Annotated in this window: 23 protein-coding genes; 8 read left to right on the top strand and 15 right to left on the bottom strand. The window is 70.1% G+C overall.

The window, feature by feature from the left end; genetic code table 11:
- Positions 1-30: 30 nt before the first annotated feature.
- The 3 genes from JL100_RS02990 to JL100_RS02980 form a co-directional block, all read right to left on the bottom strand.
- Complete coding sequence (locus JL100_RS02990) at positions 31-483, bottom strand: ferritin-like domain-containing protein (protein ID WP_202682818.1); 453 nt, start codon at positions 481-483, stop codon at positions 31-33.
- 81 nt (positions 484-564) lie between these two features.
- Positions 565-1149, bottom strand: a complete 585-nt coding sequence (locus JL100_RS02985; protein WP_158043777.1) for an ActR/PrrA/RegA family redox response regulator transcription factor — start codon at positions 1147-1149, stop codon at positions 565-567.
- Positions 1150-1164: 15 nt separating this feature from the next.
- On the bottom strand, positions 1165-2505 hold the full coding sequence (locus JL100_RS02980; RefSeq protein WP_202682817.1) for an ActS/PrrB/RegB family redox-sensitive histidine kinase: 1341 nt from the start codon (positions 2503-2505) through the stop codon (positions 1165-1167).
- A 62-nt stretch (positions 2506-2567) separates the two neighbouring features.
- Here JL100_RS02980 and JL100_RS02975 point away from each other — a divergent pair, with 62 nt between their 5' ends.
- Both JL100_RS02975 and JL100_RS02970 read left to right on the top strand, forming a co-directional pair.
- Entirely contained in the window at positions 2568-3326 is a 759-nt protein-coding gene (locus JL100_RS02975; protein WP_202682816.1) for an ABC transporter ATP-binding protein, read from the top strand.
- Between the two features lie 29 nt (positions 3327-3355).
- Positions 3356-4153 carry an ABC transporter permease gene (locus JL100_RS02970; RefSeq protein WP_202682815.1) on the top strand — a complete coding sequence of 266 codons (798 nt, stop codon included), beginning with the start codon at positions 3356-3358 and terminating at the stop codon, positions 4151-4153.
- Positions 4154-4159: 6 nt separating this feature from the next.
- On the opposite strand, the gene JL100_RS02965 is transcribed toward JL100_RS02970, so the two are convergent.
- Positions 4160-4372 carry a DUF1127 domain-containing protein gene (locus JL100_RS02965; protein ID WP_202682814.1) on the bottom strand — a complete coding sequence of 71 codons (213 nt, stop codon included), beginning with the start codon at positions 4370-4372 and terminating at the stop codon, positions 4160-4162.
- 123 nt (positions 4373-4495) lie between these two features.
- Here JL100_RS02965 and gcvA point away from each other — a divergent pair, with 123 nt between their 5' ends.
- Together gcvA and JL100_RS02955 are read left to right on the top strand one after the other, a co-directional pair.
- Positions 4496-5374, top strand: coding sequence for a transcriptional regulator GcvA (gene gcvA, locus JL100_RS02960; RefSeq protein ID WP_202682813.1), 879 nt, complete (start codon positions 4496-4498; stop codon positions 5372-5374).
- A gap of 259 nt (positions 5375-5633) precedes the next feature.
- Positions 5634-7310 carry a methyl-accepting chemotaxis protein gene (locus tag JL100_RS02955; RefSeq protein ID WP_202682812.1) on the top strand — a complete coding sequence of 559 codons (1677 nt, stop codon included), beginning with the start codon at positions 5634-5636 and terminating at the stop codon, positions 7308-7310.
- A 20-nt stretch (positions 7311-7330) separates the two neighbouring features.
- Here JL100_RS02955 and JL100_RS02950 read toward each other — a convergent pair whose 3' ends face one another.
- Entirely contained in the window at positions 7331-7768 is a 438-nt protein-coding gene (locus JL100_RS02950) for a DUF2141 domain-containing protein (RefSeq protein WP_202682811.1), read from the bottom strand.
- 1 nt (position 7769) lies between these two features.
- The gene (cobT, locus tag JL100_RS02945) at positions 7770-8834 is read right to left on the bottom strand and encodes a nicotinate-nucleotide--dimethylbenzimidazole phosphoribosyltransferase (protein WP_202682810.1); all 1065 of its coding nucleotides are present in this window, start codon (positions 8832-8834) and stop codon (positions 7770-7772) included.
- 132 nt (positions 8835-8966) lie between these two features.
- Between cobT and cobS the strand changes: the two genes are divergently transcribed.
- Positions 8967-9749 carry an adenosylcobinamide-GDP ribazoletransferase gene (gene cobS, locus JL100_RS02940; RefSeq protein WP_202682809.1) on the top strand — a complete coding sequence of 261 codons (783 nt, stop codon included), beginning with the start codon at positions 8967-8969 and terminating at the stop codon, positions 9747-9749.
- Positions 9746-10375, top strand: coding sequence for a histidine phosphatase family protein (locus JL100_RS02935; protein WP_202682808.1), 630 nt, complete (start codon positions 9746-9748; stop codon positions 10373-10375). Before cobS ends, JL100_RS02935 begins: the two co-directional genes overlap by 4 nt.
- Before the next feature lie 3 nt (positions 10376-10378).
- Here the strand turns inward: JL100_RS02935 and JL100_RS02930 are convergent, their stop codons facing one another.
- From JL100_RS02930 to JL100_RS02910, 5 genes are all read right to left on the bottom strand, one after another.
- Positions 10379-11359, bottom strand: coding sequence for a cobalamin biosynthesis protein CobD/CbiB (locus JL100_RS02930; RefSeq protein ID WP_228421042.1), 981 nt, complete (start codon positions 11357-11359; stop codon positions 10379-10381).
- 38 nt (positions 11360-11397) lie between these two features.
- Positions 11398-11955, bottom strand: a complete 558-nt coding sequence (locus JL100_RS02925) for an ankyrin repeat domain-containing protein (RefSeq protein ID WP_202682807.1) — start codon at positions 11953-11955, stop codon at positions 11398-11400.
- Positions 11956-12073: 118 nt separating this feature from the next.
- Positions 12074-13252 (bottom strand): multidrug effflux MFS transporter, encoded by a 1179-nt coding sequence (locus JL100_RS02920; RefSeq protein WP_202682806.1) that lies wholly within the window; start codon positions 13250-13252, stop codon positions 12074-12076.
- 69 nt (positions 13253-13321) lie between these two features.
- A complete protein-coding gene (locus JL100_RS02915) occupies positions 13322-14023 on the bottom strand; it encodes a M48 family metallopeptidase (RefSeq protein WP_202682805.1) in 702 nt (233 codons plus the stop codon).
- Complete coding sequence (locus tag JL100_RS02910; protein WP_202682804.1) at positions 14020-15237, bottom strand: multidrug effflux MFS transporter; 1218 nt, start codon at positions 15235-15237, stop codon at positions 14020-14022. Before JL100_RS02910 ends, JL100_RS02915 begins: the two co-directional genes overlap by 4 nt.
- A 110-nt stretch (positions 15238-15347) precedes the next feature.
- On the opposite strand from JL100_RS02910, the gene JL100_RS02905 reads away from it, so the two are divergent.
- Positions 15348-15584 carry a hypothetical protein gene (locus JL100_RS02905; protein ID WP_202682802.1) on the top strand — a complete coding sequence of 79 codons (237 nt, stop codon included), beginning with the start codon at positions 15348-15350 and terminating at the stop codon, positions 15582-15584.
- Between the two features lie 12 nt (positions 15585-15596).
- On the opposite strand, the gene JL100_RS02900 is transcribed toward JL100_RS02905, so the two are convergent.
- Entirely contained in the window at positions 15597-16442 is an 846-nt protein-coding gene (locus JL100_RS02900) for a hypothetical protein (RefSeq protein WP_228421041.1), read from the bottom strand.
- Between the two features lie 195 nt (positions 16443-16637).
- On the opposite strand from JL100_RS02900, the gene bla reads away from it, so the two are divergent.
- Positions 16638-17540, top strand: coding sequence for a class A beta-lactamase (gene bla / locus JL100_RS02895; protein WP_202682798.1), 903 nt, complete (start codon positions 16638-16640; stop codon positions 17538-17540).
- 99 nt (positions 17541-17639) lie between these two features.
- Here the strand turns inward: bla and JL100_RS02890 are convergent, their stop codons facing one another.
- From JL100_RS02890 to acnA, 3 genes are all read right to left on the bottom strand, one after another.
- Positions 17640-17933 carry a HigA family addiction module antitoxin gene (locus tag JL100_RS02890; protein WP_202682796.1) on the bottom strand — a complete coding sequence of 98 codons (294 nt, stop codon included), beginning with the start codon at positions 17931-17933 and terminating at the stop codon, positions 17640-17642.
- A 77-nt stretch (positions 17934-18010) separates the two neighbouring features.
- Positions 18011-18430: a hypothetical protein gene (locus JL100_RS02885; protein ID WP_202682794.1), complete on the bottom strand. Its 420-nt coding sequence runs from the start codon at positions 18428-18430 to the stop codon at positions 18011-18013.
- Positions 18431-18750: 320 nt separating this feature from the next.
- Positions 18751-21459, bottom strand: coding sequence for an aconitate hydratase AcnA (acnA, locus tag JL100_RS02880; RefSeq protein WP_202682792.1), 2709 nt, complete (start codon positions 21457-21459; stop codon positions 18751-18753).
- Positions 21460-21601 lie beyond the last annotated feature (142 nt).

Raw genomic sequence — 21601 nt, 5'->3', positions numbered from 1 at the left:
CGTTGCGACCGATCGGTGCGATTCGAACGGCTACGAAGCCTGCTTCGAGCCCTGCTTGACCGCCGCGAGGCGGTCGCGGTCGGACCGCAAGCGTGCCAGATGCTGGCTGATCACGCTGGCGAGATGGGTGGGAAGATCCTTGTCGAGCGCCTGCTCGTACCGGCGCACCGCTTCCGTTTCGCCCCGCTCCACCTCCTGGATGATCGCCGCCCGGTCGCGCCCCATGACGGCGGACTTGAGGTCGACGAAGAACCGGTGGGCGCCGCCCAGCATGGTGCCGCTGGCCTCCGGCGCCCCGCCCTGCTCCGCCACGTGCTTCTGGAGATCGCGGACCATGGCGCCGCGCTGGGCGGAGAGATCGTTGAACAGCGTCTTCAGATCCGGGTCCTGGGCATCCTCGGCGGACTTCCGATACCCTTCATGGCTGTCCTCGGTGATCTGAATCAGGTCGTTCAGGGTATCGACGATCTCGTCCTTGGTCATGGCCCGCTCCACCGGTGTTTCACATCGGCGATAACGAGCCATTCCCTGACTTGGTTCCCATCCCCGAGCCCCGCGTGAGGCTTACCCCCGGGGCGCGTGCTTGTTCAGGATGCGCTGAAGGGTGCGCCGGTGCATCTTCAGGCGGCGCGCCGTCTCCGACACGTTGCGGTCGCACTGCTCGAATACCCGCTGGATATGTTCCCATCGGACCCGGTCGGCCGACATGGGGTTGTCCGGCGGCGGCGGCAACGGGCGCCCGTCGGCGAGCAGCGCCGCCTCCACCGCGTCGGCGTCGGCCGGCTTGGGCAGGTAGTCGACCGCCCCCGCCTTGACCGCCGCGACCGCGGTGGCGATGTTGCCGTAGCCGGTCAGGACCACGATCCTGCTGTCCGGGCGGGCGTCGCGCAGGGCGGCGACCACGTCGAGGCCGCTGCCGTCGCCCAGCCGAAGGTCGACCACGGCGAACACGGGCGCCGATTCCTGGGCGACCTCGATCCCCATCGCGACGCTGTCGACCGCGACGACGTCGAAGCCGCGCTTTTCCATCGCGCGGGCCAGGCGGTTGCGGAACGGGGGATCATCATCGACAACCAGAAGGCTGCGCGAGGCGTCACCGGAGAAAGTGAGTTTGGCTGCTTCGCCTGTCGGACCGATGTCGGAAGTCATTCGCGTTCCCGTCCCTCAGCCTTTCGTGTCGAAAATCGGTGGATTCCACCGTACGACAACTTGCGCCCCGCCGCTACGACTATTGGCAAACATGACCTCCGCCCCGGTACGCTCCAGCAGGGTCTGCGCGATGAAGATGCCCAACCCCATGTGCGAGCCGCCCTCGGCCCGGCCGCCCTCGACGCGGGTAGAGATGTAGGGCTCGCCTATCCGGTTCAGCAGGTTCTGGGGAAAGCCCGGCCCGTCGTCGCCGACGGTGATGGTCAGCGCCTCCTCGTCCCAGCGGGCGCGCACGGTGACCGTGGACCGGGCGAACTGGGTAGCGTTCTGGATCAGGTTGCCCAGGCCGTGGATGATCTCCGGGCTGCGGCGGATCATCGGGACGGCCGGGCCGGCCACCGGCTCGGTCTCCAGCAGGTACTTGATGTGGCCCAGCCGGTGGGGCGCGCCGGCGGCCTCGATCAGCGCCGGGACGGTCAGCCGGTCGAACGGTTCGCCGCCCTCCGCCTCGGGCTTCCGCGACAGCTCGGCCAGGATGTCGCGGCAGCGCAGGCTCTGGCTCTGCAGCAGGGCGATGTCCTCGGCCAGCGGGCTGTCCGGCGGGATCTCGCTCGCCAGTTCCTTGGCGACGAGATGGATGGTGCCGAGCGGGGTGCCCAGCTCGTGGGCGGCGGCCGCCGCCAGCGCGCCCAGCGCCGACAGCCGCTGCTCGCGCTCCAGCGCCATCTGGCTGGCCGCCAACGCGTCGGAGATCGACCGCGCCTCCTGCGCGACGCTCCAGACATAGGCGGTGATGAAGATCGCGGACAGCGACAGCGACAGCCAGATGCCTAGCAGGTACAGGGGCGGCAGCCCGACCGCGCCGTTGGCCCAGGGCAGCGGGAACTGCCATAGAGCCAGCCCGGTCAGGCAGCACAGCGCCAGCACGGTCAGCGCGATCACGCTGACCCGGGACAGGATCGTGCCGGCCACGGTCAGCGGCGCCAGGATCAGGATCGCGAAGGGGTTCTGGAGCCCGCCGGTCAGGTACAGCAGCAGCGTGAGCTGGAGCGTGTCGTATCCCAGGTAGAGGGCGGCGTCCCGGTCGGCCAGCCGGGGCCGGGTGCCGCGCTGGGCCTGCGCCGCCAGGTTCAGCAGGACCGACGCCCCCATGGCGGCCAGCGCCGGCCCGAGCGGCAGCTTGAAGCCGAAGCCGAAATGGACCGACAGGACCGCGGTCAGCTGTCCCACGACGGCGATCCAGCGGATCAGGATGAGGGTCCGCAAGGTCACCCGGCCGTCGATCGCGGTGGCGATCGGCGTGACGACCGGGGGAGAGGCTGGACCGGAACGCGGCGGCGGTGCGGCTTCGATCATGGTGGGCTGCCGGGAGTCGAGGGGGTGGTCAGCGGCTGGGCGGTCCGCCATATAGCCTGCTTATGTCCCAGCCTGTCATCAAAGTCGATCACCTGACCAAGCGGTTCGATGCCACCACGGCGGTCGACGGCATCAGCTTCGCCGTGCCGGCCGGCACCGTCGCCGGGCTGCTCGGCGGCAACGGCGCCGGCAAGACCACCACCATCTCCATGCTGCTGGGCCTGCTTCTGCCCACGTCGGGCACCATCGAGGTGCTGGGCGAGGACATGCTGCGCCACCGCCACCGGGTGCTGCCGCGGATGAACTTCTCGTCGCCCTATGTCGACTTGCCGCACCGCCTGACCGTCGCCGAGAACCTGACCGTGTACGGCCATCTTTACGGCCTGTCCGGCGTCCGGCGCCGGGTCGCGGAGATCGCCGAGGCGCTCGACATCGCGCGCTTCCTGAAGAAGCCGACGGGGCAGCTCTCCGCCGGGCAGAAGACCCGCGTGGCGCTCGCCAAGGCCCTGCTCAACCGGCCGGACGTGCTGCTGCTGGACGAGCCGACGGCCTCGCTCGACCCCGACACGGCCGACTGGATCCGGACCTACCTGGAGACCTACCGAAGGGAGACCGGCGCCACGATCCTGCTGGCGTCGCACAACATGCTGGAGGTCGAGCGGCTGTGCGGCCTGGTGCTGATGATGCGCGGCGGCACCATCGTCGACCGGGGCGCCCCGGCGGACCTGCTGGAACGCTACGGCCGCGACACGCTGGAGGACGTCTTCCTCGACATCGCGCGCGACCGCCGCTCCGGCACCGTCGCGGACGCGGCGGAGTGATCGGCCCGATGGACGGCAGGGGAAACCCCATGGGAGGCTCCGCCCGCCGGATCGCGGCGATGGTGCTGCGCTACTGGTACCTGCTGCGCGGGTCGTGGCCGCGCCTGCTGGAACTGGCCTACTGGCCGACCGTGCAGATGATCATGTGGGGCTTCATCAGCCAGTTCATGGCGACCAACAGCACCTGGGTGGCCCAGGCCGCGGGCGTGCTGATCGCGGCGGTGCTGCTGTGGGACGTGCTGTTCCGCGGCCAGCTCGGCGTGTCGGTGTCGTTCCTGGAGGAGATGTGGTCGCGCAACCTGGGCCACCTGTTCGTCAGCCCCCTGCGGCCGGGCGAATGGGTGGCGGCGCTGATGGCCATGAGCCTGATCCGCACGCTGCTGGGCACCGTGCCCGCCGGACTCCTGGCGATCCCGATCTTCGGATACTCGATCTTCGACATGGGCCTGCCCCTGGTCGGGTTCTTCGCCAACCTGATCGTCATGGGCTGGTGGCTCGGGCTGCTGATCGTGGCGCTGATCCTGCGCCACGGCCTGGGCGCCGAGAGCCTTGCCTGGGTCGCGGTCTTCCTGCTGGCGCCGGTCAGCGCCGTCTATTACCCGGTCGAGGTTCTGCCCGGCTGGCTCCAGGCGGTGGCCTGGGCGCTGCCCTCCGCCCACGTCTTCGAAGGCATGAGGGCGCTGATGTTCGAGAACGCGACTCGCTGGGACCATCTGGCCTGGGCGGTCGGGCTGAACGCCGCCTACATGGCCGCGGCTGCGTTCGTCTTCCTGCACTATTTCAAGGTCGCCCGGGTGCGCGGCTCGCTGCTCCAGACCGGGGAGTGAGCCGGCTCACTCCTGCCAGAACGGCTTGGAGACCTCCGCCAGGGCCTGCTGCTCGGTCAGGCCGATGTCGGACAGCAGGTGGCGGTCCATGCGGGCCAGGTCGCGGCGGGTCAGCGCGCGGCGGCGCCACAGGGCCGGCAGTTCCGCGATGCGGGCCAGCGGGACGGCGGGGATCGCGACGGGCAGCGCCGACGCATGCCTGGTTTGAGTTCTGATCATGGCAGCCTCCTTCGGCGTGCGGTATGCGATGGTTTCGACATGTATGATCTACGGCGTCCGGCGCTTGCGCACAAACCATGAGTTCTCATACTCTGCATGAGCGAAACTCATGCATGAGCCGTCATGTCGCGCCGCCTTCCGCCGCTGAACTCGCTGCGCGCCTTCGAGGCCGCCGCCCGCCATCTCAGCTTCACCGTGGCCTCGGAAGAGCTGCACGTGACCCAGGGCGCGGTCAGCCGGGCGGTCAAGGGGCTGGAGGACCATCTGGGCGTGACGCTGTTCCAGCGCCTGCCGCGCGCCCTGGCGCTGACCGACGAGGGCAAGGTGCTGCTGGCGGGGGTGACGGAGGGTCTGGACCGGATCGCCCAGGCCGCGGCGCGGGTCGAGGCGCGGGCCCATGACCTTCAGGTCAAGGTGCCGCCGACCTTCACGATCCGCTGGCTGATGCGCCGCCTGATCCGGTTCCAGACCAGCCGTCCCGATATCCGGGTCAGGCTGAACACCGGCTGGGAATGGGTCGATTTCGACCGGGACGACTTCGACGCCGGGATCGTGTTCGGGGTCGGCCCCTGGCCGGGGCTGCGCGCCGACCCGCTGTTCGAGGAACGGCTGACCGCCCTGTGCGCGCCGTCCCTGCTCGGCCGGCTGAAGGCTCCCGCCGACCTCGCGGGCCTCACGATCCTGCATCCCGACCCGCACCAGAGCGAATGGCGCGCCTGGCTGGAACTGGCGGGGATGCCCGACCTGGACGTGGACCGCAACTGCCAGATCTTCGACACCCAGGACCTGGCGATCCAGGCCGCGGCCGACGGGCATGGCGTGACGGTGGCCGACCTGTCGCTGGTCCAGGACGACATCGCGGCCGGCCGGCTCGCGGTTCCCTTTCCCGGTCTGGAGGCGCGGCTCGGCAGCTACCAGCTCGTCAGCCCGAAGCACCTGGCCGACCGCCCGGCGCTGGCGGCATTCCGCGACTGGCTGCTCGAAGAGGCCCGCGGGGCCTGACGCATTTTGCAAATCCCCGTCGCTTCCCCTTGGCATTTTGCCAAGGACGCGCGGAAGACCGCCTATGTCGTTGAACATAGACACCGAGTGGTCGCTGCAGGAGATTCCACGGCAGGCGCGAAGGATTCGACCCTCTTTCCAAAGTGGTATTTTGAAATTCCCGGATCTGGCACCCGGCATGCTTGAGGCGTCGCATGACGGACCGAAGGCGATAACGGGTATCGGCCGGATCAAGTCCTCCAGACTTATCGGGAGCATCATGAAAAACTGGACCTTGCGCGCGCGGATGCGCACTGCCCTCGCGACCCTCGCGCTGCTCGTCATTGCGCTGGGAATTTTCTCCCTGGACCGGATGGCGGTGGTGGACGAGCAGTCGTCACTGATCGCCCACACCTGGATGCCGCGAGCCAACCTGCTGAACGCGGCCAACACGGCGACCTCCGACTACCGCATCGCCGAGGCGACGCACATCCTCTCGACCACCGACGATGCCATGGCGCAGGCCGAGCGCGACCTGGAGCGGATCAGGAAGGACATCGACCAGCGGTTCGACAGCTACCTCAAGTCCGACCTGCATCCCGAGGAGCGCGCGCTCATCAACGATGTGGTCGAGGAATGGCGGGAATACCTGGACAAGAGCCGGGAGATGATCACGATATCCCGGCGGAACGAGAACGAGGCGGCCGCCCGACAATTCATGTCGACCAAGGCCACCTTCGACGACTTCTCGGAGGGTCTCCTGAAGCTGGTGACGCTCGACACCCGGTTCGGGGAAGAGGCGAGTGAGGAAGGCGACGCCATCTACGCCTTCTCCCGCGCCGTCGTGGTGTCGATCCTGGTGCTGGTGATCGCCGCCCTGGCCGGCGTCGTCCTGTTCTTCGAGAAGGCGGTCGCCGCCGCCATGGTCCGCATCACCGGGACCATGACCCGGCTGGCCGCCGACGACCTCTCGGTCGAGGTCGCCGGACGCGAGCGCGGCGACGAGATCGGCGCCATGGCCAAGGCCGTGCAGGTCTTCAAGGAGAATGCCGAACAGCGGCGCCTGCTGGAGGCCCGCCAGCGCGAGGAGCAGGCAGCCCGGCAGAAGCGGATGGAGACGATCGATCGGCTGATCGCCGGGTTCGACAGCTCCATGGGCAATATCCTGAGGACCGTTTCGTCCGCCGCGACCGAACTGGACAGCACGGCGCAGAGCATGGCTGCCATCGCCGAGGAGACCAGCCGCCAGGCCGGCGCGTCCGCCGCCGCGGCCGAGCAGACCTCCGCCAACGTCCAGACCGTCGCGGCGGCGGCCGAGGAAATGGCCGGATCGCTGCAGGAGATTTCCCGCCAGGTGTCCCGGTCCACCGGCATCGCCAACCAGGCGGTCGCCGAGGCGGAGCAGACCAATGCGACCATCCAGGGGCTGGCGGAAGCCGCCAACCGGATCGGCGAGGTGGTCGACCTGATCGCCGACATCGCGAGCCAGACCAACCTGCTGGCGCTGAACGCGACGATCGAGGCGGCGAGAGCCGGCGAATCGGGCAAGGGCTTCGCGGTGGTGGCGTCCGAGGTCAAGAGCCTGGCGACCCGCACGGGCAAGGCGACGGAGGAGATCTCCGCCCAGATATCGTCGATGCAGGCGGCCACCGGCGGCGCCGTCGGCGCGATCCGGGACATCGGCACGACCATCGGCTCGATCAACGAGATCACCACCGCGATCTCGGCCGCGGTCGAGGAGCAGACCGCCGCGACCTCCGAGATCTCCCGCAACGTCACCCAGGCCGCGGCCGGCACCCAGGAGGTATCGTCCAACATCGTCCAGGTGACCGAGGCGTCCGGCCAGACCGGGACCGCGGCGACCCAGGTCCAGAGCGCCGCCGGGGAACTGTCGCAGCAGTCGGAACTGCTCCGGGCCGAGGTCGAGCGGTTCCTGGCCGGCATCCGCGCGGCGTAACCCCCGGGAAGGCCGGAGGATCAGCGGCGCAGCGTGACCGCCGTCTCCACGGTCCCGGCGCCCACCGTGACGGCCATGTCGGCGAAGTCGGGCGGCGCGAAGTTCACCTTCGCGTCGTTGCCGAAACCGAAGGGCTCGGTCGGGACGCCGAGCAGGTTCGAGTCGAGCTTGCCGTTGCCGTTGAGGTCGTGGATCGCGGCGATGCCGTAGCGGCCCGGCGTCAGGTCGCGGAACACCACCACCACGTCGCCCTCCCGGGCGGGAGCCGCCTCCCCGAAGGTCCGCTCCCGCTTCTCGAAGGCTTCCGGCGTGGCGTAGAGCCCGACCTTGACGTCGCCGTCGGCGGACGGAACGCCGCGGACCGTGACCCGCAGCTCGGAAGCGGACGCGCTTCCGGCCCACAGGCATGCGGCCCCCAGGAAGACGGGCAGGATCGCCAGCACGGCGGCCCTCGCCATGTCAGTGGACCTGACCGGAGGCTTGGCCGCCCGACGGCCCCGACGACTGGCCGCTGACGCCGGCCTCGGCGAAGGTGGCCATGCCGGTATGGCACTCGACCGCGGCCTTCAGGATCGGGATCGCCAGGGCGGCGCCGGAGCCCTCGCCCAGGCGCATGCCGAAGTCGAACAGGGGCTGCTTGCCCAGCTTCTCGATCAGCAGGGCGTGGCCCGGCTCGGCCGAGCGGTGGGCGATCAGGCAATGGTCGAGGGCGCGCGGGTCCAGCTTCGCCAGGACGGCCGCTGCCGCGGTGCAGGCGTAGCCGTCCAGCACCACCGGCGTGCGGGCCAGCCGGGCCGCGGCGACGGCGCCGGCGATGGCGGCCAGCTCGAAGCCGCCCAGGCAGCGCAGCGCCTCCAGCGGGTCGGACGAGGCGCCGGGATTGGCGGCGAGGCCGGCTTCCACGGTCTCGACCTTGAGCGCCAGGCCGGTGGCGTCCACCCCGGTGCCGGGGCCGACCCAGTCGGCCGGATCGCCGCCGAACAGCGCGGTGCACAGCGCTGCGGCGGAGGTGGTGTTGGCGATGCCCATCTCGCCCAGGCAGATCAGGTGGAGCCCCTGCTCCACCGCCATCATGCCGTAGGCCATGGCGCGGGCGCAGCCTTCCTCCGTCATGGCGGGGCCGGTGGTGAAGTCCCGGGTCGGGCGGTCCAGGTCCAGCTCGTAGACCCGCAGGTCGGCGTCGGCCACCTCGGACAGCTGGTTCACGGCGCCGCCGCCGTCGATGAAGTTCTGCACCATCTGGGCGGTGACCTCCGCCGGATAGGCCGAGACGCCGCGCGCCGCGATGCCGTGGTTGCCGGCGAAGACGCTGACCCGGGGCCGGCGCAGCTCGGGCGGATGCTTGCCCTGCCACGTCGCCATCCATTGGGCGAGCTCCTCCAGCCGGCCGAGCGATCCGCGCGGCTTGGTGAGCTGGTTCTGCCGCGCCAGCGCCGCCGTGCCCGCTTCCAGGTCGGGGCCCGGCAGGTCGCGGATCAGGGCGCGGATCTCGTCGAAGGTGACGGCGGGTTGCGGATTGGCCATGGCGCTGTCTCGGCTTTGCGGAAACGGGGATGCGGAAGAGGTATGGGGCACGATTCGGGCGGCACCTTGGCAGGAAAGCTAGGGCCGGTCAAAAGCCTTCCGAACGGACCTGACCTGCCTTATACCGCACCCATGTCCAAGAGTTCCCAAACCAAGGCGTCCGCCCGGCTGGGCGACGAGATCGCCGCCGCCGCGATCTTCCTGACCCGGCTGCCGGTCCGGTTCGACGGCCCCATGCCCGCGGACCTGCACGGGCGGGCGCTGGGCTGGTATCCCGTGGTCGGGGCGGGACTCGGGCTGGCCGCCGGCGCCGTCTACGCGGTCGCCACGCTGCTGGGCCTGACCTCCACGGCCGCGGCACTGCTGGCCCTGGGGGTGCAGGTGATGGTGACGGGAGCGCTGCACGAGGACGGGCTGGCCGACGTGGCCGACGGCTTCGGCGGGGGGCGCGACAAAATGGCCAAGCTGGCCATCATGCGCGACAGCCGCCTGGGCAGCTACGGCGTGCTGGCGCTGCTGTTCTCGCTCGGGCTGCGCTGGTCGGCGCTGGCGGCGCTGGCCGACCCGCTGGCCGTCGCGGCGGCGCTGATCGGGGCCGGCGCGCTGTCGCGGGCGATGGTGCCGGCCGTCTACGGCTATCTCGACCCGGCCCGGACGGACGGGCTGGCGGCGGAACTGGGAGCGCCGCCGGGAACCCGGATCGCCATGGCCCTGGCGCTCGGGATCTGCCTGGCGGGGCTGGCCCTGGGACCGGTGGCGCTGCCGGTGCTGGCGGCGGCGATCGTCGCGGCGCTGGCGATCGCCGAACTGGCGCGGGCGCAGATCGGCGGCCATACCGGCGACGTGCTGGGCGCCTGCCAGCAGGCGGTGGAGATCGCCGTGCTTCTGGTCCTGGCGACGATGATGCTGCCATGAGCGGCCCGGCCCCGGACAAAGTTACGCGATGGTGGCTGGTGCGGCATGCCCCGGTAATCAACCCGGAAGGCAGGATCCACGGCCAGCTCGACGTGGCGGCGGACTGCGGCGACGTCCCCGCGTTCGAGTCGCTTGCCCGGCTTCTGCCGTCCGGCGCGGTGCGGATGGTGACGACGCTGTCCCGCACCTATCGCACCGCCGAGGCGGTCTGGGGGGCCGGGACGGAGCTGGTCGTCGAGGCGGGGCTGCTTGAACAGGATTTCGGCGCGTGGCAGGGGTTCAGCCATGACGAGCTGGCCGCCATGGACGACGGCGGGCGGATCGCCCGGTTCTGGGAGGCCCCCGCGACCACCCGGCCGCCGGGCGGCGAGAGTTTCGAGCAGGTGGTCGCCCGGGTCGCCCTGGCGCTGGAGCGTTACTCGGAATCCCATGCCGGTCGGGATATCGTGGCGGTCTGCCACGCCGGCGCGATCAGGGCTGCGCTGGCGGTGGCGCTGGGGATCCCCCCCGCGGCGGCGCTAGCATTCCAGGTCGATCCCCTGTCGGTGACCCGGATCGACCACATCCCGCTGGACGGGGCGAAGCCCGCCTGGCGGATCGTCGGCGTCAACCGGCCGCCCTTCTAGGGTTCAGAAGTAATGCAGCGCGGCGGCGGCGGCCGCGGCTAGACCGGCCAGCAGGAGGCAGGCGACGGCGTAGAGGGCCAGGGCCGGCCTGATGTCGGCCGGGACGGCGCGGGCGCGGCCCTCGCCGATCCAGGGGGCGCGGACCATCACCTCCCCCTCCCTACGGGGGCCGCCGAGGGAGAGGTCCAGCGCGCCGGCGATCGCGGCGACCGGGGCCGGCGCGGCGGCGGCGAGGGTGCGGGCCGCCTCGCCGGTCCGGGTCCGGGGAACGAAGGGACAGGCCAGCACCAGCAGCACCCCGGTCAGGCGGGTCGGAACCCAGCCCAGCGCCGCGTGCAGGCGCGCCGTCGCCAGCCCGAACCGGTCGTGCCGCGGTCCCCGGTCGCCGATCGCCCGATCGAGGGCGTCCACCGCCGTCCACAGCAGGATGCCGGGAAGGCCCGCCACCGCGTACCAGACGGCGGGCGCCACCACCCCGCCGTCGAGCGCCCGGGCCGCCCCCTCGACCGCGACGCGCACGACGCCGTGCTCGTCCAGGGTGAGGGTGTGGCGGTCGGTCAGGTCGCGGACGGCGTCCCGCCCCGCCGGCAGCCCTTTCCATTCCAGCGCCCGCATGGTGGTGCGCAGCCGGTTCCACGGCGGCCGGACCTGGAGCGCGCCGGCGACCAGCGCCAGCTCCACCGCGTAGCCGTAGGGCAGGAAACGGAGCCCCACCGCCAGGGCCAGCCCGGCGGCGACGGCCAGTAGGGCGAACAGGGCGGTGACCAGCAGGCCGCGGACGAGGCGGGTCCGGGGGCTTCGGTTGAGCCGGTTGAGCCGCCGGTCGAACCAGCCGGCCGACCCCAGGGCCAGCCTTCGGGGCAGGCCGAGCACCCCGTCCACCACCGGCCAGTCGCCGGCCAGCGCCGCGAGCGCCAGGGCGATCGGCAGCAGGAGCAGCGACTCGGCGCCGCCGGGCATCGGGCCGAAGATCGGGAAAGGCATGGCGGGCGGGCCGGCGGCGTTCTATCGGGCAGCCGCGGTCAGCGGGCGCCGGCCTGACGCAGCGCCGCGATGACCCGCTGGCTGCGTCCGTCCTGCGCCCAGTCGAGCGCGCTGCGCCCGGTGAAATCCGCCTGGTCCACCGTCGCCCCGGCGGCCAGCAGCCTCTGGACCGCCTCCAGCTTGCCGGTGCGGGCCGCCTCCATCAGCGGGGTGGCGCCCTGCCGGTTCTCCTGGTCGATCCGGGCGCCGCCCTTGACCAGCAGGTCGATCACGGCCGGGTCGCCCTGCCCCGCCGCCCAGAACAGCGGGCCGTTGCCGCTCTTGTCGGCCTGGTTGGGATTAGCCTTGTTCTCCAGCAGGAGATGGACCATGTCGGCGTTGGATGCCGCCACCGCGTAGATCAGCGGGGTCTTGCCGTTGCCGTCGGCGGTGTTGGCGCTGGTGCCCTTGACCAGCAGCGAGCGCATGGTCTCGTAGTTGTTCTCGACCGCCGCCTTGATGATCGGCGGCGCCTGGAACAGCACGGTCTGCGCACCCGCCGGGGCGGGCAACGCGAAAGCGAGAGCGAGCAGGCACGCGGCCAGTATCTTCTTCATGGCGTGTTCTTCCATCGCTGAAGGGCGCTGAAGGGGTACCGCTGTGCGGCCGGCGCCGAGTGTAGCCAATCCGCCCGGCGGTCCGCCACCATCGATCGGCCGAGGCTACAAGCGAACCCTATCGGCGGACCAGGAAGCGGTAGGAGGCCGCGGCGACCAGCGCGCCCGCGCAGACCGAGGCCATCATGGGAACCTGGGTCCCGTCCTGGAGGGCCCCGACCAGGATGCCCGACGCCGCCGCCAGCCCCATCTGGGTGAAGCCCATCAGGGCCGAGGCCGTGCCCGCCATGGTCGGGAACGGCCCCAGCCCGCCGGCCTGGGCGTTGGGCATCAGCAGCCCGGCCCCGATCATGAAGCCGAACATGGGCGCCAGGATCGCCGCCGTGTGGTCCACCCGCGCCAGCGCCAGCGCCAGCCCGGCGAGGCCGCACAGCCCGGACAGGGTCGAGCCGGCCCCGATCAGCCGATCCACCCCGAGCCGCCGGGTCAGCCGGCCGGCGCTGAAGGTCCCGACCATGAAGCCCACGACGATCACCCCGAAGGCCATGCCGTAGCGTTCCGGCGACAGGCCGAACTGCTCGATCAGGACGAAGGACGAGCCGGAGATGAAGGCGAACATCCCGCTGTAGATCGCGGCCAGGCACAGGGTATAGCCGGCGAAGGTCCGGCTGCGCGCCAGCGACGCGTAGTTAGAGACAAGCCGGCGCGGCATCAGCGCCGTGGGATCGCGCCGCCGGTTGGTCTCCTCCAGCATCAGCCAGACGGCGGCCAGGATCGCGATGCCGAAGAGGGTCAGGAACACGAAGTTGGTCCGCCAGCCGAACAGCACGGTCAGGTAGCCGCCGATCGCCGGCCCGACCGCCGGGGCCAGCGCCATCGCCATCGCCATATAGGCCAGGACGGAGGCCGCCCGCTCCCGCCCGTAGACGTCGCGGACCACGGCGCGCCCCAGGACGGGACCGCAGCACGACCCCAGCGCCTGGAAGAAGCGCGCCGCGATCAGCTGCTCGATCGAGTCGGCGAGCGTGCAGGCGGCGCTGGCGACCACGAACACCACGATGCCGCCGATCAGCACCGGCCGACGGCCGAACCGGTCGGACAGCGGCCCGTAGACGAGCTGGGACACCGCGAAGCCGACGAGGAAGACGCTGAGCGTCAGCTGGACCGTCGCGATGTCGCTGCCGAAGACGCGGACCAGCGTCGGCAGCGACGGCAGGTAAAGGTCGGTGGAGAGCGGCCCGAACGCGACCAGCAGGGTCAGCAGGACGGCGATCGCTCGGCTGTCGGGGCGGGGCATGGCGGCCTTGGGGGCAGGGGTCAGAAGTCAGAAACCAGAAAACAGAAACCTGAAGTCGGGGGATTTGGGTCAGCCGAAGCGGAGGAGAGAGGCGCCGTTGGCCTTGAGCCAGGCGCGCGGGGCCTCGACCTCGGGCGTCAGGGTCGCGACCAGCGCCCAGAAGCGGGCGCCGTGGTTCATCTCGCGCAGATGGGCGACCTCGTGGGCCACGACATAGTCGAACACGGCCTCGGGCGTCAGGATCAGCCGCCAGGAGAAGGACAGCCGGCCGGAGGAGGCGCAGCTTCCCCAGCGGCTGCGGGTGTCGCGCACGGTCACCGCGGCGACCCGCTTGCCGATGGTCGCCGCCTTGGCCCGGGAACGGCGCGCCAGCTCGGTCCGGGCCTCCTGCATCAGGAAGTCGCGCACCCGGCGGGCGACGAACTCGGGCTCGCCGCCGACCCGGATCTCCCCGGCGGCCCGGTGCGTGGCGCCCCGGTAGCCGGCGGCGTGGCGGATCACGTGGTCGATTCCGAGCACCGGGACGGTGGAGCCCTCGGCGAAGGGACGGCGCGGCGGCATCGCGGCGAGGCGGCCGCGCACCCATTCGGCGTGCCGCCCGACGAAGCGCGCGGCCTCCGCCTCGCTGACGCCGACCGGGACGACGACCTGGATGACGTCCCGGCTGGGATCGACCCGGAGCGTCAGCCGGGTCGCCCGCACGCTCTCCCGCAGTTCCAGCGCCGCGGCCGGCAGGCCGGTGACCACCAGCGGACGCGCCCGGGGGGTCATGGCGCCGCTCCCGGCCGGGTCCCGGAGGAACCGCGGCGGCACCAGACCAGCCGCCAGTAGAGCCCGTAGCCGACCAGGGAGAACGCCAGCAGTGCCAGCGCCGGGGCCAGCGCGGTCCCGTCGCTGAGCCGGGCGACGGCGATGCTGCCGACCGTCCCGACCGCCATCTGCATGAACCCCATCAGGGCGGACGCGGCCCCCGCGATCCGGGGGAACGGGCTCATGGCGCCGGCCATGGAGTTGGGCAAGGCGATGCCCATTCCCATGGTCCAGAGCGCCATGGGGCCGATCACGCTGGCGATGGTAATGATGTGGACAAGGCTGAAAGCCAGCATCAGCCCGGCCCCGCCGACCACCAGCGCCGTGCTGATCATGATCATGCGATCGATGCCCAGGCGCCCGACCAGCCGGTTGGCGGCGACCCCGCCGATCAGGTAACCGACGACGGTGATGCTGGTGGTCCAGCCGTACTGCTCCGGCGACAGCCCGATCAGGTCGATGAAGATGAAGGGCGCCACAGCATAGAAGGTGAACAGCCCGCCCAGCGTCACGGCACCCACCGCCATGTAGCCGACATAGCGGCCGTGCCGCATCAGGTCGGCGTAGTTGGAGGCCATGCGCGACGGGCGCAGGGCCTGATAGTCCGGCACGGGGTTCGTCTCCGGCATGCGGAACGCGACGACGACCAGCAGCGTCAGCCCGAAGGCGCCGAGCACGGCGAAGATCGCGTGCCAGTCGAACCAGACCTGGAGATAGCCGCCGAGCACCGGCCCGATCGCCGGGGCCACGGCCAGCGCCATGCCGATGAAGGACAGCACCCGCGCCGCCTGCTCCCGGGTATAGATGTCGCGGACCATGGCGCGGCCCAGCGCGGGACCGGCGGCGGCGCCCAGCGCCTGGACCAGCCGGGCCGCGATCAGCGTCTCGATGTCGCCGGCGAGGCCGCAGCCGACCGACCCGGCGATGAACACGACCAGCCCGAGCAGGAGCACGCGCCGCCGGCCGAACCGGTCCGACAGCGGGCCGTAGACGAGCTGGCCGACCGCGAACCCGGTGAGATAGATGCTGAGGGTCACCTGGACCATGCCCGCAGTGGTGTCCAGCGCCTGGGCGATGGTCGGCATGGACGGCGCGTACATGGACATGGTGAGGGGGCCGAGCGCGGTGATCGCGGTCACCAGCAGCGTCATGGCGGAGGATCGGGTATCGGGCATGGAATTCGTTATAGAGGGGCCGGCGCGTTTTACCAATGGCCGTGCGGGTCGCCGGCGGGGGGTGGCAGGCATGCCGGAAAATGAAGCGCGCTGCACGGACAATTCGCCTGGTGGTTCTGCTCGGTGTTCTTGATGACGTTCGGCTGATACGCTGCTGGCAGAACGGCGTGCCGATCTTCGACGAGACCGGGATCGCGTCCATGCGCCGTTTCGAAGGCGGCATCCAGATCGACAAGCCGGACGGCACCACCGTCAGCGTCGCAAATGGCGGCCTGGGCGGGGGCCATGCGGAGGGAGGCTTCGTCTGCGTGACGCGGTACGGGCCGCTATCCGCCCTGACCCCTTAAGTGCGTGACCCCTTAAGTGCGCACGGTACGCAGGTATTCGCTCACCCGAACGTCGCGCCAGCCTTGGTCCCGGTCACAGCCGGAGGCGCGAGCCCAGCGGCAGGCGTCGAGCGCCTCGGTCCTGCCGTCGGCGGTCCGGGCGCGCAGGTCGGGGGGGATGGACGCAAGAACCGCCGCCGCGATCTCCGGCGGCGGGGTCGGGCCATCGCGCAGCCAGTCCTCCGCCTGCCGGAACCCGTCGCGGCACATCAGGGCGATCATGTAGTCGCAGGCCGACTGCATCCCCGGCCGCAGACGGCCCGGGCTGGCCGAGATCATCGGCAGCAGCGGGGCGAGGGACGGCACCAGATGGTTGGCGTAGATCGCCGCTCCCCAGTAGGACTCCGCCGTGGCCCGGAAATGCGCGAGGTCGCGCACCGGGACCAGCCCGGACTCCGCGATCGGCAGGATCTCCACCTTGGGCTTGGTCACCACGACGGTGTCGTTGGAGACATCGACATAGAGGCCGCCGAACTGGATGGCGTTCTGGAAATACTGCCCGCGCAGGACGCCCCAGACCGTTCGGATAACTCCCCCCTGCGAGACGAAGTCATGAAGGGTCCGTTCCACGTCCGTGGCCGGTTGCTTGACGCGCCCGGCCATCCGGGCGAACAGGTCGCTGTTGATTTCCGCGCACCGTCCGTACGGGTAAGGCTTTCCGGCCGCCGCCGCGAGCCTGGGCGCCAGGACCGCGTCGGTCTCCGCCCGCAATGCCAGGAAATAGTCCATAAGGGCGCCGATGCGGTCGGACAGATGCGCTTCGGTCAGTGCTGCCTGCCGTTCGTCCACGGGAGCGATCTGCTGGGGCAATAGGGGCATGGGCATCCCGGTGAAGCTCGGAACAGGTATCGTTCGGGTGCGAGGATAGCGCGATGCCGGCGACGACGATACGCCGGTCGCGAGACCCTCATGGATGTTTGCCGTAACCGGCGCGGTCCACTATCTTCCCGCGCGTCGGCAATTCAAGGATGCAGAAACGCCGGCGGGCAATATCAACGTGGCTTGGAGTGCGGGATGCGGTTGACGCTGACGCGGCGTAGTTTTTCGGCGATGGTCGGTTCCCTGGTGGCTGGAAGCGTGATCGCGCGCCCGGGCTTTGTCCTGGCGGCGCCGAGCGCCGGTGACGACTTGGCTGGAAAGCTGGTCGAGGTCGAACGGAGGCTGGGCGCCCGGTTTGGGGCCGCCATCCTGGATACCGATTCGGGGCGCCGCTGGACCCATCGCGCGGACGAGCGTTTTCCCCTGTGCAGCACGTTCAAGGCGATCGCCTGCGGGGCCGTGCTTGCGAAGGTGGACGCGGGCCGGGAAGACCTGGAGCGGCGCATCCGGTTCGAGGCCGGCGATGTGGTGACATACTCCCCCGTGACCCAGGACAGGGTCGGCGGCGAAGGAATCACGCTCGCGGAAATCTGCGAGGCGGCCATGACCCGGAGCGACAACACGGCCGGCAACATCATCCTGGACAGTCTCGGCGGGCCTGCCGGGGTGACCGAATTCGCGCGGTCGCTCGGAGACGCCGTGACCCGGCTGGACCGACGGGAGACCGACCTGAACGAGGCGACGCCCGGCGATCCCCGCGACACCACGTCGCCGGCCGCCATGGTCGCCAACCTGGAGTCGCTCGTCCTGGGGGATACCCTGTCCCCGCCGTCGCGCGACCGGCTGACGGCGTGGCTCGTGTCCAACAAGACGGGGGACGCGAAGCTTCGCGCGGGCCTGCCGAAGGACTGGCGCATCGGCGACAAGACGGGCGGAGGCGATTACGGAACGATGAACGATGTCGCCGTGATCTGGCCGCCCGGCCGGAAGCCGGTGATCGTGAGCATCTACATGACGGAGACGAAGGCGTCTTTCGACGACCGCAACGCAGCCATCGCGGAGATCGGCAGGGCGTTGAAGACCACGCTCGGGGCTTGAGCCCACCCTTCGGCCGGTTGGGCTCAGCCGTTGTCCGGTTCGGTGCCGGTCACCAAGTCGTGGATGCGGCGGCCCAGGGCGTGCAGCGCTCGATGGGATTCATGCCGCTCTCGGCGTGATCCTGGCGATTTCGGCTCCGATACGCTGACGTGCCGCAAACAGATCATGGGCTACTTGCAAGCGGAGCCAGTAACCATCGGTCAATCCGAAATAACGGCAGAGGCGCAGGTCGGCTTCCGCGGTTACGTCGCACCGGCCGGCGATCATGTCGTTCAGGCTCTCTTCCGAAATTGTCGTGGCAGACGCCAGTTCGGCGGGAGTGATCCCGATCGCATCGAGGAAATCGTCCTTGAGGATCATGCCGGGCGTCACGTTCCGCGATCGATCAGTCATGGCAATCGACAACCTCCACGTTCCAGGCATTTCCGTCCCGCCAAGCTGGGCCTGAGTCTCCCTTCGCCGGGTCGGGGTCAGTCGTCGTCCGGTTCGGTGCCGGTCAGCAGGGCGTGGATGCGGCGGCCCAGGGCGGTCAGGTCGTTGCCCCTGGCGTTGAACAGGGCGTGCAGCCGCGCCATGCCGGCTTCGTCCGGGGTGAAGGCCTCCACTCCGCCGGGCAGCGAGTCCGAGTAGTTCCAGGTGAAGGCAAGGGCCGCCGGGTCCCAGACCTCGGTGCGCTCGGGACCGTGCGGCCGGGCGACCCAGGCGCGGGTGCCGGCCGCTTCGGCCTTGTAGCGGACGCCGAAGAAGCGGCTGCCGGACAGGGCGCCGACGGCGGCGATGGCGAAGGGGAGATCGGCCTCGTCGGGGAAGCGCTCCGCGGTCATGCGGGAGATCATTTCGGCGAACCGGCGGCGCTTTTCCTCCGCCGGCATACCGTCGAGGACGGGCATGACCGTTGCTCCTTGTTCATGGGCGCGCTGTCATGGCACCCCGGCATGAGCCCCACGCAGGGGAGAGTCAATGCGGCAACTTGGCCGCGACCTGCGGCTTCCTAAGTTCGATCGGCAGGAGCGAAGCGGCAGAGCCTTATGCGGAGGGGCGGCGTCCCGCCGCCCGTGGTGCGCGGGACGCGCACCCTCCAAGCTGTCCGTGCGGAGTCATCAATGGTCATTGTCAAATTGCTCGATCTCGGACTTGAACCATGCAAAAGGCCCCGCGGCTCGACGCCGCGGGGCCCTTCCGGATCGATGCTTCGGTCGAAGCCGGAGGCTTACGCCGCCTGCTTCATCATGCTGCGCAGCACGTACTGAAGGATACCGCCGTTCTTGTAGTACTCGACCTCGTCCAGGGTGTCGATGCGCAGGGTCACCTGGATTGTCTCGGACGTGCCGTCGGCGCGGGTGATCTTGACGTCGATGTCCTTGCGCGGGGTCAGGCCCGCCTCCACGCCGGTGATGTCGAAGATCTCCGTGCCGTCCAGCTTCAGGCTCTGGCGCGACATGCCGTCCTTGAACTGCAGGGCGAGGATGCCCATGCCGATCAGGTTGGAGCGGTGGATGCGCTCGAAGCTCTCGGCGAGCACGGCCTTGACGCCCAGCAGGCGGGTGCCCTTGGCCGCCCAGTCGCGGGACGAGCCGGTGCCGTACTCCTTGCCGGCCACCACGACCAGGGGCGTGCCCTCGTCGGCGTAGCGCATGGCGGCGGTGTAGATCGGCATCACCTCGCCCGACGGGACGTGCTTCGTGACGCCGCCCTCGGTGCCGGGTACCATCTCGTTCTTGATGCGGATGTTGGCGAAGGTGCCGCGCATCATGACTTCATGGTTGCCGCGGCGGGCGCCGTAGCTGTTGAAGTCGGTCGGCCGCACCTGATAGCCCAGCAGGTATTCGCCGGCGGGGCTGTCCTTCTTGATCGAACCGGCCGGGGAGATGTGGTCGGTCGTGATCGAGTCGCCCAGGATCGCCAGCGGGCGGGCGTCGTGGACGTCGGAGACCGGCTGCGGCTCCGGCTTCATGTCCTCGAACAGCGGCGGCAGCTTGACGTAGGTCGAGCCCTCGGCCCAGCTGTAGGTCTGGCCGGTCGCGGTGGCGATGCTGCGCCACTCCTCCGGGCCGGCGAACACGTCGCTGTAGCGGTCGCGGAACATCGCCGGGGTCAGGGACGCCTGGATCGTGTCCGCGATCTCCTGGTTGGTCGGCCAGATGTCCTTCAGGTACACCGGCTGGCCGTCGCTGCCCGTGCCGATCGGATCGTTGACCAGATCGACCTTGACGTTGCCGGCCAGCGCGTAGGCGACGCAGAGCGGCGGCGACGCGAGGTAGTTGGCGCGGGTGTGCGGGTTGACGCGGCCTTCGAAGTTGCGGTTGCCCGACAGGACGGCGGCGACCACGAGGTCACCCTCCTCCACCGCGGCGGAGATCGCCTCCGGCAGCGGGCCGGAGTTGCCGATGCAGGTGGTGCAGCCGTAGCCGACCAGGTTGAAGCCCAGCTTGTCCAGATAGGTGTCCAGGCCGGCGGCGGCGAGATAGTCGGTCACCACCTGGCTGCCCGGAGCCAGCGAGGTCTTGACCCACGGCTTGGAGGTCAGGCCCTTCTCGACCGCCTTCTTGGCGACGAGGCCGGCGGCGACCAGCACGCTGGGGTTCGACGTGTTGGTGCAGGACGTGATGGCGGCGATCACGACGTCGCCCTGTTTCAGGCTGTAGTCGGCGCCCTTGACCGGCGTCGCCTTGTCGATGTCGGCGGCCGGCACCTTGAAGGCGGCGATCAGGTCGCTGGTGAAGGCCTGCGCCATCGACGACAGCAGCACCTTGTCCTGCGGGCGCTTCGGGCCGGCCAGCGACGGCTCGACCGAGGCGAGGTCCAGTTCCAGCACGTCGGTGAAGACCGGCTCCGGCGAGCCCGGCTCGGCCCACATGCCCTGGGCCTTGGCATAGGCCTCGACCAGCGCCACGCGGTCGGCGTCGCGGCCGGTGAAGGTCAGGAACTTGATGGTCTCGGCGTCGATCGGGAAGATGCCGCAGGTGGCGCCGTATTCCGGCGCCATGTTGGCGATCGTGGCGCGGTCGGCGAGCGGCAGGTCGGCGAGGCCGGGGCCGAAGAACTCGACGAACTTGCCGACGACGCCCTTCTTGCGCAGCATCTGGGTGACGGTCAGCACCAGGTCGGTCGCGGTGGTGCCTTCCTTCAGCTTGCCGGTCAGCTTGAAGCCGACGACCTCGGGGATCAGCATGGAGATCGGCTGGCCGAGCATGGCCGCTTCCGCCTCGATGCCGCCGACGCCCCAGCCCAGCACCGCGAGGCCGTTCACCATTGTGGTGTGGCTGTCGGTGCCGACGAGGGTGTCGGGGTAGGCCACGGTCTTGCCGGTGCCCTGGTCGGTGTCGGTCCAGACGGTCTGGGCCAGGTATTCGACGTTGACCTGGTGGCAGATGCCGGTGCCGGGCGGCACGACGCGGAAATTGTTGAACGCGGTCTGGCCCCAGCGCAGAAAGGCGTAGCGCTCCTGGTTGCGCTCGAACTCCAGCTCGACGTTCTTCTTGAAGCTGTCGGGACCGCCGAACTCGTCCACCGTGACCGAGTGGTCGATGACGAGGTCGACCGCGCAGAGCGGATTGATCCGCGATACTTCGCCGCCCAGCGTCTTCACCGCCTCGCGCATGGCGGCGAGGTCCGCCACGGCGGGGACGCCGGTGAAGTCCTGCATCAGGACGCGGGCCGGACGGTAGGCGATCTCGGTGTCGCTGCGCCGGGCCTTCAGCCACTCGGCCACCGCCTTGACGTCGTTGACCGAGACCGTGCGCCCGTCCTCGAAGCGCAGCAGGTTCTCGAGCAGGACCTTGAGCGAGAAGGGAAGCGTGGAGAGATCGCCGAGGCCGGCCTGCTCGGCCGCCTTCAGGCTGAAGTAATCATACGACTTGCCCCCCACGTCGAGGGTGCGGCGCGTCTTCAGCGAGTCATGACCGGTGAATGTTGTCACGGGAACTCCTCCATTGCTTTGCAACCGGCGGAGGTTTGGATCGACATGTGACCGAAACCTTTTTTTTGCGTTGCAATGATCTAGCGCAAAATCGGCACGCTGGCAAACGACAGCGGTGTGCGAGTGGTATTACCAGCGGACC

The organism is Skermanella mucosa (genome assembly GCF_016765655.2).
GTDB classification, from domain to species: Bacteria; Pseudomonadota; Alphaproteobacteria; order Azospirillales; family Azospirillaceae; genus Skermanella; species Skermanella mucosa.
Note: the sequence above shows the minus strand (reverse complement) of the source record. Positions and strands in the feature narration are given on the sequence as shown.